11 protein-coding genes are annotated in these 12,905 nt (G+C 38.5%); 9 read left to right on the top strand and 2 right to left on the bottom strand.

The genetic code is table 11. From position 1 onward, the window contains the following. From cysQ to rfbC, 3 genes are read left to right on the top strand one after another with little or no spacing between them, the layout of a single operon-like run. The gene (cysQ, locus tag ACZ47N_RS07895) at nt 1-777 is read left to right on the top strand and encodes a 3'(2'),5'-bisphosphate nucleotidase CysQ (RefSeq protein WP_093313863.1); all 777 of its coding nucleotides are present in this window, start codon (nt 1-3) and stop codon (nt 775-777) included. A 24-nt stretch (nt 778-801) separates the two neighbouring features. After that, nucleotides 802-1,644: a dTDP-4-dehydrorhamnose reductase gene (gene rfbD / locus ACZ47N_RS07900; RefSeq protein ID WP_464886015.1), complete on the top strand. Its 843-nt coding sequence runs from the start codon at nt 802-804 to the stop codon at nt 1,642-1,644. A 16-nt stretch (nt 1,645-1,660) separates the two neighbouring features. Next, on the top strand, nt 1,661-2,230 hold the full coding sequence (gene rfbC, locus ACZ47N_RS07905) for a dTDP-4-dehydrorhamnose 3,5-epimerase (RefSeq protein ID WP_093313859.1): 570 nt from the start codon (nt 1,661-1,663) through the stop codon (nt 2,228-2,230). Nucleotides 2,231-2,255: 25 nt separating this feature from the next. Here rfbC and ACZ47N_RS07910 read toward each other — a convergent pair whose 3' ends face one another. Beyond that, a complete protein-coding gene (locus tag ACZ47N_RS07910; RefSeq protein ID WP_093313857.1) occupies nt 2,256-3,245 on the bottom strand; it encodes a glycosyltransferase in 990 nt (329 codons plus the stop codon). A 376-nt stretch (nt 3,246-3,621) separates the two neighbouring features. Between ACZ47N_RS07910 and ACZ47N_RS07915 the strand changes: the two genes are divergently transcribed. The 5 genes from ACZ47N_RS07915 to ACZ47N_RS07935 all read left to right on the top strand — a co-directional run bounded on the left by ACZ47N_RS07915 (nt 3,622) and on the right by ACZ47N_RS07935 (nt 8,927). After that, a complete protein-coding gene (locus ACZ47N_RS07915; RefSeq protein ID WP_464886016.1) occupies nt 3,622-5,151 on the top strand; it encodes a hypothetical protein in 1,530 nt (509 codons plus the stop codon). 113 nt (nt 5,152-5,264) lie between these two features. Then, complete coding sequence (locus tag ACZ47N_RS07920) at nt 5,265-6,683, top strand: sugar transferase (RefSeq protein ID WP_464886017.1); 1,419 nt, start codon at nt 5,265-5,267, stop codon at nt 6,681-6,683. Nucleotides 6,684-6,772: 89 nt separating this feature from the next. Further along, the gene (locus tag ACZ47N_RS07925) at nt 6,773-7,030 is read left to right on the top strand and encodes a hypothetical protein (RefSeq protein WP_464886018.1); all 258 of its coding nucleotides are present in this window, start codon (nt 6,773-6,775) and stop codon (nt 7,028-7,030) included. Nucleotides 7,031-7,509: 479 nt separating this feature from the next. After that, nucleotides 7,510-8,184, top strand: a complete 675-nt coding sequence (locus tag ACZ47N_RS07930; protein ID WP_464886019.1) for a SatD family protein — start codon at nt 7,510-7,512, stop codon at nt 8,182-8,184. Further along, entirely contained in the window at nt 8,184-8,927 is a 744-nt protein-coding gene (locus ACZ47N_RS07935) for a DUF3307 domain-containing protein (protein WP_464886020.1), read from the top strand. The genes ACZ47N_RS07930 and ACZ47N_RS07935 overlap by 1 nt, the downstream gene beginning before the upstream one ends. A 138-nt stretch (nt 8,928-9,065) precedes the next feature. Here the strand turns inward: ACZ47N_RS07935 and brnQ are convergent, their stop codons facing one another. Further along, the gene (gene brnQ, locus ACZ47N_RS07940; protein ID WP_464886021.1) at nt 9,066-10,361 is read right to left on the bottom strand and encodes a branched-chain amino acid transport system II carrier protein; all 1,296 of its coding nucleotides are present in this window, start codon (nt 10,359-10,361) and stop codon (nt 9,066-9,068) included. 367 nt (nt 10,362-10,728) lie between these two features. Here brnQ and ACZ47N_RS07945 point away from each other — a divergent pair, with 367 nt between their 5' ends. After that, nucleotides 10,729-12,804: a hypothetical protein gene (locus ACZ47N_RS07945; RefSeq protein ID WP_464886022.1), complete on the top strand. Its 2,076-nt coding sequence runs from the start codon at nt 10,729-10,731 to the stop codon at nt 12,802-12,804. The last annotated feature ends 101 nt before the right edge of the window (nt 12,805-12,905 follow it).

Raw genomic sequence — 12,905 nt, forward strand, 5'->3', positions numbered from 1 at the left:
ATGAATATAACCCGAGAGTTGGAAATAGCGAAAGAATTAGCAGTAAAAGCTGGAAAATGTATCATGGAAATTTATGATAGAAGCTATGAAATAGAGGTGAAGGATGATAATTCTCCCCTTACAGAAGCGGATCAGGCATCTAATGATGTGATTGTTGAGGGAATTAACCTTCATTTTCCTGAGCATGCTGTATTATCTGAAGAGTCAAAAGATGATTCTAATCGTCATGAAAACGACTGGTGCTGGGTGGTAGATCCTTTGGATGGAACCAAAGAATTTATTCGGAAAAATGGGGAATTTACCGTTAATATAGCGTTGGCCTATCAACACAAACCTGTTTTAGGAGTGATATATGTGCCGGTACAGGAAAAATTGTTTTTTGCCTGTAAGGGAAAAGGGGCATATATGGTGGTGAATGGTAATAAAAAGCCCATAAAGGTGTCTTTGGCAACGGAAAAACTAAGGATGGTATGTAGCCGATCACATCCGGATGAGCGGAATAAAAAGATGTTGGAGGAAAAAAGCCATTTAATTTCTGATATGAAAAGCGCTGGAAGTTCTTTGAAGGGTTGTTTGGTAGCCAGCGGTGAAGCTGAAATTTACTATCGGTTTGGCCCTACAATGGAGTGGGACACGGCGGCAATGCATTGCATAGCAGAAGAGGCGGGTGCAATCCTACGGCAAATGGATGGATCGGACCTTTTATACAATAGAAAAGATTCATTGAATGCAAAGGGATTTTATATTATTAATCGAGAAGAAAATAGGTTTATTTAGAACCGCTTGGAAGGAGATTTGACCATGAGCACTATCGTTACTGGGGCTAGTGGGCAGTTGGGAAAAGAAGTTGTTAAACAATTGTCAGATCGTGGATGTAAAAATGTATATGCTTTTAATTCTCATGAAATGGATATAACAGATTACGATGCTGTTTGTAGCATTGTAAATAAATTAAAACCAGATGTGGTATATAATTGTGCAGCACATACGAAAGTAGATTTATGTGAAAGTGATAGAGACAATGCATATTTGACAAATGCGATAGGACCTAGAAATTTAGCGTTAGCCTGCCAGATTGCAAACACTGAGGTAGTACACATTTCTACGGATTATGTGTTTGACGGGAAAGCAAAAGAACCAATGAAAGAGGATGCACCAGTTGCTCCTAATACTGTGTACGGAAAAAGCAAATTAATGGGAGAACAAATGCTAAATCAGTTTTGTCCCCAAAATTACATTATAAGGACTGCGTGGCTTTATGGTGATGGAGAGAACTTTGTACATACAATGCTAAGTCTAGGCAGTAAAAATAAAAAAATAAAAGTTGTAGAGGATCAAATAGGGACTCCAACCTCCGTAAGAGAGGTAGCTAAGACTATGATTATGTTAACGAACAGCGGAAAATATGGCTTGTATCATGGAACATGTCTGGGGTCATGTAGTTGGTTTGAGTTCGCAAAAAAAATATTTGAATTAAAAGGAATGGACATTGAAATAGAGCCAGTAACATCGGATACTTTCCCAAGACCTGCAAAAAGACCTGCCTACTCAGTACTTGACAACTTTATGTTGAGGATACAAGGAATGGATACTTTTCAGTCTTGGGAAGATGCATTGCGGGAATTTATAAAAGATATGAAATAAGCGGGAGTGGAATAAGATGAACTTCAAAATGACAGAGACACCTATCAAAGATATGGTGGTTATTGAGCCTACAATTTTTGGTGATGAGCGAGGGTATTTCATGGAAGTCTATCATGAAAAGAAATTTCGTGATATGGGTTTGGAAGCAACCTTTGTTCAGGATAATGAATCCAAATCAAAAAAAGGCGTATTACGTGGCCTTCATTTTCAAGCAAAAATGCCCCAAGGGAAGTTAGTTCGGGTTCTATCGGGAAGTGTTTACGATGTAGGCGTGGATCTCCGGAAAGGGTCACCTACTTATGGCAAATGGCATGGTGTAGTGCTCACAAGTGAGAACCAAAAGATGCTATACATACCAGAAGGATTCGCTCATGGTTTTTTGGTGCTTCAAGACGCTGTATTTACATACAAGTGTACCAATTTTTATGCGCCAGAGTATGATAGCGGAATTATTTGGAATGATCCTACTATTGGCATTCAATGGCCCGTTGATTCCGTCGAAGAAATGATACTTTCAGAAAAAGATAAAGAGCTTAATATACTCAGTGAGAAGGGCTCTCCCTTTTATTACAAAAATAATAAATAGGATACATCGTAGCGTATTGCATTACTTATTTACAATGTGCTGAAAAACGATACTTGATTGTTTTAATAATTATTCGCGAAAAAGAAAGTGGAAGCAGATTGATGAATAGTTCCAATAAAATGAGCTGAGGATCAACTTTAATTCTACTGATCATGAGAAAGGTTGTTCGGAAACTCTTGTTTTCAAAGAAACGAATGCGATCTTCTGTCCATTTCAGCACTTGTTGAACGCTATGAACACATATGGGGTTGGTTTTATAGTATTCGAGAAGCCACTGGTATTTGGATCTTTCTGTTAACAATTTTTTTTTATAATAGTCATCCTTGTCATCTATGTTATTTAATAGAGAAAGGCCTATTTGGTTTTTTTCGTGAAGTCTGTATTGAACTAAGGGATCTGGAAGGTATGAAATCCTTCCTCTAGATGAAGCGAATAAAGCAAGCCAGTGATCATGGATATAGTATTGGCTACAGAATGGAATGGCATTTTTTGCTATTTCGGATTTTATAAGCATTGTGCAGCCAGTAATACAATTGCGTCTTAAGAAGTATTTGAATAATTGATTGCCATATAAATGGTTAACCCTTCTGTTAATAGCTTTGAAGCTCTCTGCTAGTTGAACGCCATCTTTGTCAATGACAGACAAATCAGAATAACACAAAACCGTATCTTTGTTTTTTTCGATAAGTTCGACGAGTTTTGTGAGTTTATCTTTTTCCCAGATGTCGTCTTGATCGCAATAGGCGACGTAATCTCCACGGGAATCAAGCGTTAATTTCTCGAAAGTTTTGTTGCTTCCTAAATTGTTTTGATTCGCAGTAATTCTGTAGTCAAATGATGTGATATGTGTTTTCACAAGTTTTGAAATGGAATGAAAGGTATCTGAATTAGAACTATCATCTCGAATAATCAAAAAAAGGTTTGGATATGATTGTTCATCAAGACTTTTTAATAATTGAATGAAGTACTGGTCATTGGGGTTGTAGGTGGCTAAAAGGATATCGACTTTTTTCATATTTATACCATCTCTTTCGGAAGTATTTTGAGTGACGCAATAAGCGGATTTTTGATTGACTTATAGGATAGTTAGGTAAAGGATGTATTTAAGCATCTTGGATTATTTCAGAATGCATTGGAATAAGAGGGATTTGTTGAAATACGATAACGCAAAGTATGATAAAGTCTAGTTACTGGTGTTACTTCAATAGTAACATCAGTATTGGATAGACGCCATACCTTTCTTTGCTTTTTAGGATATGAAATAAATGACTTTAAAAATATCTGTGTACAATACTATTAGAATTTGTGGGTATTATGGAAGACTTGACAAAAGCATTTATCAGTTGTTTAAATGAGTTTTTAATAATTTGCAATGCAGGGAGGTGATAAGGATGAAAACAATCTATAAATTCGGCTTTAAAATAAATGAAAATCCAGAATGTTGGGACGATGACTTTCGGACCATATTTGGAATGAGGTTAAATGCAGAAAAAGTAGATAAGTATGAGAATAAAGAAAAAAACTGGAATGAAAGCTTTAAAAATGAACCAGCGTTAAAGGAGAAAAGGTATCTGAGAGAAATGTTGTTATTGCAAATAGTTCCTGATTTTAATAGGTTTCAAGAATTTGTATATTTAACGCTCGTCTTTGAGGGTGAAGTAAATGCGGATTATTTTAAATATTTTTCTGAATTGGAACTGCATGGTTTTGTGGATAGTTTCGAAATACCATTCAAGGAACCGGACTATTATGGCGGCTACCTAGAGGATGGAAAATACATGGAATACGTTGAACTTAAGAATCCCATTTATATCGTTGAAGAAGCAAAAGGTAAAGTTTTAGAAAAATTCAAAGAGCATAAGCGAGAAAATAAAAGTGATAACAAATTTAAAATATACTATAAAATTGAATACACAGATAATCTGGGTAAAAAGTATCGTAGGGTACTTGAACATATTTTTTTAGATGAGAATGCTCAAAACACGCTCAGAATTAGTGAGCACTTTCATTCTGTTTTTGTATTGTTTCATAGATCGCGTGCTTGTTATGAAGAGTTGAAGATAATTGATAATCCTTCAAAAATCTTATCAGCCACCTCTAATAAGCTTAATGATAAATGGCCCAAAGAAAGGATTAAACTATTTCTTTTAAACAGATTTATCAATGCAAGACTTTACAATATGACGTTTTTCAGCATATTAGAACTCAACGCTCAAATGAACTCCATATATAACCAAATAGTGATTAAGCATCAAAAGATTACAGATAAGTATGAAAAACAATATGAGAGGGTTATTTTTAATTTTACAGAGAAGGGCGAGAATATGAAAAGTGAATACTATGAAGAGATGTTAGAATATCTATATGCACCACGAAAGCATAGGGAGAAATTGTTAAATAGAATCAAGAATTTTTTTGAACCAACAGATGCTCAAATTGAACGTTTAAGAAGTGATAATGACTCTAAATCGAGTATGGCGATACAATGGATTGCTACCATCTTATCAGTGATTATTTTCTTTTGGGGAATGTTGACTTTTTGGTATAATGCTGCCATTAGGACGGAAACTATAGAAGATGGTATTTCTCTTTTGCCTATCCATATGCCCAATAGAATGCTAGCAATCATTATTGTAACCATTGCATTAATTGGGATAGTCGTAACTCAGTTTTTAATCAGAAATTCTTCTAGCACGTCCAAGGACATGAAAGAAGTGATCAAAAATGAAGAGTTAAAACCTGAGAAACTCAATGAGAAAGTACAAGAGATTAACAGAATGAAAAAACAAGATCGAAAAATATTACTAAAAATCACAGAAGCTTTGAAGTTGTTAACAACACATACTATATTGAAAATAGATAGTGGGCTTCATGATGTTGATCGGTTTGTCCAAGAAATCGATAGCATTAGAGAAGATTAGACGTAAGGAATCCTAGACAATTCCGTGACACTAGAAAAGCCAATAGCAAAAAAGGTTCATTAATGGTAAAATAGGGTAGATTCAATCAATAGATACTCGAGAGGATGGACCTTTTGCTTGGAATAAAAAGTTTTGGGAACTATAAAAAGCTGGCGGTAATGCTGGCTAATATATTGCTAGTACATGCTGGATATCTAATGGCGTTTTTCTTGCGCTATGGGTATCCTTTTCCGGAATACAATTTTTCATCTTACAGAATCATGGTGCCCTATATTTCTGTGGGTGTGGTTTTGCTCTTTAGCATTTATGGACTGATGAATGTAACCAGAAAAGGGCGGTTGGAACTTATTCAATCGGTAGGGGTTTCGGTAGTGATTTTAAATATCCTTACAATGGCGGGTACTTTTTTTATGAGGACCTTTAGTTTTCCACGCAGTATCTTTGCCATAGCCGTTGTATTACAGTTAATGGTGCTTAGTGTTTTTTATATGATGCTATTGGAAATTCAGCGCAAAAGGCATGGAGCCAAGCATATTTCTGTGATAGGGAAGGGTCAGAATACGGAAGAGATTGCTGGAAAGATCATGCAGAAGTATAGGGAATGGTTTTCGGAAATGGTAATTTGTCAGGAAGAAAGCATTTCTGTTATGAGCGATGTAGTAAAAATGTCGGACTGGGTTTTTGTATGCCCAGGGGTACCGACGGCTCAAAAACATCGTTTGATGCAACTGTGTATTCAATATCGAAAAGAACTGCAGCTGGTGCCGGACTTTTATGAAATCATGAATGTGGGTGCTTCGGTTAGTCAGATGGATGATGTGCCAGTCATTCATATCGATACCATGCAGCTGTCTGTGGAACAGCGGATGATCAAGAGATTCCTAGACATAATGGCCTCTGGCATAGCGCTGGTGGTCCTTTTGCCGTTGCTGGCGTTTATTGGAATCTGTATTAAGGTTACTTCTCCTGGACCAGTCTTATATAGTCAGATTCGGGTTACGCGGGATGGGCGACGGTTTCCGTTGTATAAATTTCGATCCATGGTGCTGGATGCGGAAAAAGATACTGGTCCAGTTCTGGCCGCAGAGGATGATCAGCGGATTACTAGTTGTGGAAAATGGATACGAGCTTGGCGGTTAGATGAGCTGCCGCAGTTGTTTAATGTGCTAAAGGGAGATATGAGTCTGGTGGGTCCCCGACCAGAACGGCCTTTATTTGTAGATAAGTTTGAGCAGAAAATGCCACATTACCGATATCGAAAAACCGTTAAAGCTGGTATTACAGGTTTGGCACAGGTGCGGGGGAATTACAGCACAACGGTGGAAGATAAATTAAGGTTAGACTTATTGTATATCCGAAATTATTCTTTTTGGATAGATAGCATGATTATGTTGCAAACCCTGCCTGTTATCATGAATATGGATCGGGCGAAGGGGGTTTCTGGTAAACAGGATTTGCAGAAGGTTGCGGCTGAGTATGGGTTTGTTGTTACTGAAAAAGAACCAATGATCCGAATTCGAAAAAGTAGATGAGGGAGTGTAGGAGTGTCAGTATTAGGATAGTTGTCATAACTCTCCAACTAAAGTATAGTGAGTACCAAGAAGAGTTGGAGGAGAAAAATATGTTCATTATGCAGAAGATGATGCTGTCTGAAAATCAAAAAGTATCAACTATAGCTCAAGAAACCAGCATGTCAGAAGACATTTTATATAAATGGAAAAAAGAAGCTAAAGCCGAAGGTATTGTCATCCTGGATGGAGAACCCAATGCAGAGCAGTGGAATACCCAGGATGAATTTCAGGTGGTATTGGAAACAGCCAGCCTTAACGAAGTCAAACTGGCAGAATACTGCCGAAAAAATGGTCTTTATGTCGAATAGGTTCAGAGTTGGAAAAATGCTTGCCTACAAGCCAATGGAGGTGTGGATCAGGAAGCAGCCCAAAAGCAAAAGGAACTGAAAGAACAATCGATGGGAAGCCGTCAGACTGATCAATTCGTACCAGAAGAAGACTAAAGATAAAATTGTAAGCATTATCGATCTATGCAAAAACCACTTAATCGTCGATAAGACAGCAAGATCATTATCGCTTCCACGGAAACTACTTTTAATGTAGGTGATGAAAAAGTGACTAGGGAACAGGAGTGCAGAAGCATACATCGGATAAAGACTTTTTTGTTTTTTGTCTACTTTTTGAAGCTTTCCCTGTCGTCTGACTTATCTGTTAAACTTGGATAAAAAGTCAGATTTATAACGAGGAGAGCATAACTGAAAAAAGATGCACCTTAAAGTACATCAAAACAAAAGATTCACCTTGAAGTGAATCTTTTGTTTTGTTATACTAGTTATGAGGTGATAAGATGATCTTAAATCAAAAAAACTATGTGGTGATTATTGGGGATATTGCTAATTCAAGAAAGATTAAAAATAGAAAAGAGTCGCAGAAGGGATTAATTAGGTTGTTGGACACTATAAATACCGAATATTCGGACGATATTGCTTCTAAGTTTTCTATTACATTAGGGGATGAATTTCAAGGATTGCTTAATAATGGCAAAAATACGATGAGAATAATCAATAAAATTCAAATGGAGATGGAACCATTAGAACTTCGATTTGGGGTAGGAATAGGTGGTATCAATACAGATATAAATTTTGAGAAATCAGCTGAAATAGATGGACCTGCATACTATAGCGCTAGAGAAATGATTAAAGAGATTGAAGATAGAAAGTCTGAATATACGAAGGGATATTCTAATATTATGATAGATTTAGGGAAACATAATGTTGAAAGTAGCAAATTGCTAAATTCTATATTATGCCTATGTACAGCGTTGAAATCAAAGTGGACGACTCGACAGAAAGAAGTAATTAAACAATATTTTAAAAATGATGAGAATCAATATAAAACAGCAGATGCTTTGAATATAGGACAACCTTCTGTAAGTAAATCCCTAAAAAGCTCAAAATTTTATTCTTATAACTCAGCAATAAACACAGTAGCATTATTTTTAAGTGGAGAGGGGATGCTCTAATGGTTAAAATTGTATTAACAATTTTTCTGATAGGGCATTTTTTAGGGGATTTTTATTTGCAATCATCAAAAGTTGCAAGTAAAAAAGATAGTTATTTTAAAGTACTACTAAAACATAGTATAGCGTATATGCTGATTATGATTATTCTTACATTACCTTTGTGGAACTCTCAGCTAGTTAAATTGGCAATTTTACTTGGTTTTATCCATTTCATAATTGATTTTATGAAGTTTTGTATAAAAAGAAAATGTAAGGTCGGTGAAAATCTAGACACTAAAATCTATGTTGTCGATCAGTTGATACACATTTTTCTTATTTATACAACTACATATGTAACTTGTTATTTCTATGAGCCAATTAGATTTCCCGATTCTTTAGGGGAGGCACTAAATTATTTGCAAATAGACATCTTGAATTTCTTGTCCTGGATATTAATGATATTGTTCATAACAAAACCAAGTAGTATCACAATCAAAAAAATATTAATTCCGTATAAGTCTAAAAGAGACGAAGAAGATACAGGATATGAAAATGCAGGAGCTCTTATAGGTATGCTTGAACGATTTATAATGTTACTATTAATTTATGTAGGCCAGTATTCAGCTATAGGATTTATTTTAACTGCTAAATCAATAGTGAGGTACAAGAAAATCACTGAATACCAAAATTTTTCCGAATATTACTTACTGGGTACTTTATTAAGTATTCTATTAGTGATAGTATCTTATACTTTAATCTTCTAAAATCATTCATCCCCAAGGCAATCATTTGAAGTGATTCGCATAAGAGGCAATCATTTAGAAAGCCCATGAGTATGCAAAGTGTATCCAAGGGCTTTAAAGTAGGAATGAATAGCACCGTGGCTCACATATTGATCAGCGCTACCGTTCCTTGGGAACCAACTGGCGAAGCCGTTTCCAACCCCAGGTCACCACTCCGCCTAGTAAGGCGGGCATCAACCAAGCCAAGCCATACTCACTAAAGGGAATCAGGGACAGCCATCCTTCCACTTTTCTATGGGAAAACCCTAAAAGCAATAGAAGATCAAAGATGCGGATAGATAAAGCTCCCACTACACAACCTATATAGGCCTCTTCAAAGGAACCCCATCTTTCTAGCAAATTCAAGAGAATCAAGACAATCACCACAGGATATAGAATATCAAGAATAGGCCCTGCGAATTGGATAATCCGCTCGATGCCAGCATTGGCTAACAAGGCGCTAAAGAGTACCGTAGCACATACGACCCAGCGGTAGGGCAGGCGACCACGAGATAGTTCTTGAAAATAATGGCCTACGGTAGTGGTTAGGCCGACGGCTGTTGTTAAACATGCTAAAATCACCACCACTGCCATGGCGGCAACGCCAATGTCCCCCATAGACATATGGGTGACATGAATCAGCACATCACTTCGGCTAGCGTTTTCTGGGAGTCTGGTCATGGCATTAGCCCCTAAAAGAACCAAGCCTCCATAAATTACTACTAAAGCCCCACCTGCTACACAGCCTGCTTTGGATGTGACGGAAATGACTTCTTTTCCTTGGTATCCCCGGGCTTTCACAGCAGCTACAATGGTTCCTGCAAAAATGACAGAGGCCAAAGCATCCATGGTCTGATAGCCTAGTGTGAAGCCATCTGCAAAGGGAGTTTGCATGGAAGTTGCTATGGGAAGGCCTGAAGGCCATAGGATCCCTTTTATAATCACCGCAAGCAGCAAGAATAGCATGATGGGGGTCAATACTTTTCCTAATTTATCAATGACATTAGTCGGATTAAACACCAGCCATAAGGTAACGGAGAAAAATACTATAGAAGAAATAATAGCTGGGACATGTTGAAAAAGCGTTAGTACTCCTAATTCATAGGCCGTGGCGGCGGTTCTGGGAATTGCGATTAAGGGGCCGATGGTCAGGATGATGGTGGCTGTAAGCAAGGTGGCAAAAAGCGGACTTACTTTTTCAGCAATGGCTTCGGTTTTTCCGCCGGCGGAGGCCACGGCTAAGATACCCAACATGGATAAACCAACCCCGGTTACTAAAAAACCTGCAGCAGCTGGTTGCCATCCTTCGCCAGCCATAAAACCAAGAAACGGGGGGAAAATAAGATTGCCTGCCCCTAAAAACATTGCAAATAATGCAAATCCTATTATCATGATATCTTTAGATTGCCTTGACATGAGATGCCTCCTCTAACATTGTTTTCATCCATACAGAGCTATTATAACATACCAAGGACACCCTTTCCAATGTCAGCCATTCCAAGAATCCAAGGGGCCTTATAAAAATCTTTCTTGTAGGAGGCCTACATAGGGTGATCCATCCAATGTAGGCTTTTCAGCGTAAGATTTTATGTTCAAAGAAACACCTAGGATAAAGAAGGAATTTTCTGAAGGATATAGAATAAGATAGAGAGCCCGGAAACCCAGAAAGTCACGAAAACGCGGGCACAAAATCACTTTGGAAAGGTGGCATCCTATGGTTGAGCTTAGAAACAGGTTGAAAAAGATATCTTTTTTGTGTGCGTGGATTTTAATGAGTCTCCTAATGGCGGGGGAAGGTCTAGATGTTTATGGCGTGACCTCCCAAACTCAATATGAACCATGGCTCCAAGTTACCTTTGTTCAGGAAGAATCCTCTGGATGGGTTGTTTCTGCCCATAGGAAACCCTCTATTAGAGAGTGGGCAAAAAAGAGAACAGAAAAGAACGGGATATCCGCATCTTGGAGAGTTACATCCGAATCTACCAATGGAATATTGGAATTGGGGGATGCGTATACCAATGGCAGAATTCGCTTGGGAGGAAGCTTTGAAAAGATTCTGGTAACCGGAGAAAATCTTCGGATAAGCCTAGCCCCAGATACGGTGATACAGGTTTTAGAAGTGGATAAACAGGTAGAGTCATTGGATCTTGATATAGATGAAACCGCTAATATTCAACAAATAATAGGGGTTGAAGAAAGGGCAGAAGAAGCAAAATTCTTGGTAAACCCAGATCCATCACGGAAAAGAAAGACGAATACCCATGTGAACCTGGAAAAACCAGAGAAAGAAGAACCAGAGAAAGAAGAGCCAGAGGAAGAACTAGAGAAAGAAGAGCCAGAGGAGGAAGACTTGATTGGAGAAGAGGACCAAGAAGAAACAGAAAATCAGGAAAAGCCTTCTAGTAGCCCTTATGGCATTACCGTAACAGAATCTGTTTACGGAAAAGCCCTGCTGGGTTCCAGTGATCTTGGTTTTTGGGAGGTAGAAGCTGGGGAGCAAGTGGCCATCAAAGCTGTTTCTCAAAGTGATACTCATAGGTTTAAAGGATGGACACGAGACGACTATCCCCAAAAGCTGATGGAAGAGAATCCCTATATTTTTGAAATGCCAAAGGCCAATATCCTATTAGGAATGGTTTTTGTTGAAGAACAGGTTCCAGAAGACCCATCTGTGGAATCTCCAGTGCCTTTCGATGCTGGCACTGGCTTCAAGGAAGATCCGTATGAAATAAGTCGAGTAGAGCAGCTAATCTTTCTAACGGAAGGAATCTATTCATTGGAAGAGTTCGTCAAGGGAGCTGATGGTCCTTGGAATCCCCATTTACTGGAAGCACATTATCGACTAACAGAAGACCTTGATTTAAGTAGCATCACCGAGGAGCAAGGGTGGAAACCCATCGGCAGTTCAGAACCTGGGAGTGGAAACGCCAGCCAAGCTTTCAACGGTCATTTTGATGGCAATGGAAAAACCATAAGAAATCTATATATCCAGCGACCTAGGGAATCTGGCCTTGGATTATTTGGTGAAATTGGAAGCTCTGGGGTAGTGGAAAACCTAAGGCTTTTGGATCCTTATGTAGTTGGATGGTCAGAAGTGGCTAGTCTAGCGGCGTATAACAATGGCATGATTCGAGACGTGCAGGTAGTAGCAAGAGAAGAACCATATTCTCCCATTGAGCCTAAGGGAAGTAAAAAACCCCTAGTTATTGTGAAAAAAAACAGGGATGCGGCTCCTGCTGGGCTATTGGTAGCCGAAAATGGTCCGGAAGGAATATTGCTAAGATGCGGCGTAGAAGGCGTTTTGCGGACCAAAAGAGATCGACAGGGATTATTGGCAGGCGTTAGTTCTGGAGTGATTGATCAATGCTATGCCAAAGGTTATCTGGATAGTTTTAGAGGTCATGGCATAGGAGGGTTGGTGGGAATCCTTAGGGCTGGATCCGAGCAGCCGGATGCATTGGTTCGGGATAGTTATGCCATTGTACAAATTGGATTTGAACCCTGGGTGGGTGGAGGGCTTCTGGGACTTCAAACCGGAAACCGTGAAAACTCCCATGAAAAAGGTACCGTAGTGCAGAATGCCTATGCCGTTGGTCGTAAAAAAGAGGGGTTTAACCTGAATTATGGCGGTCTCATTGGATTTGGCCTTGAATTCGAAACAAGGAATGCATATTACGATGAAGATGTTTTTCACCACAAAAGCCATAACCACAGTGGGACACGGAAATCGACAGAAGCCTTAAAAAGCTCAGATTTTCCCTTGGGTTGGAGTCGAAGTATCTGGTGTTTTGACAGCGACCTAAACGATGGATACCCAGTACTGCAATGGCAGAAAGAAGCATCTTACAGATATCATTAAAAACTGAATGGGCGGGGCTAATGTATGCCTTGGGTCCCTTTTTATGGTACAATAGCTAGGAAGAGGATCTACGCCTAATGATCAGGAAAAAATACAAGGAG

The sequence above is a fragment of the Tindallia texcoconensis genome (genome assembly GCF_055383815.1).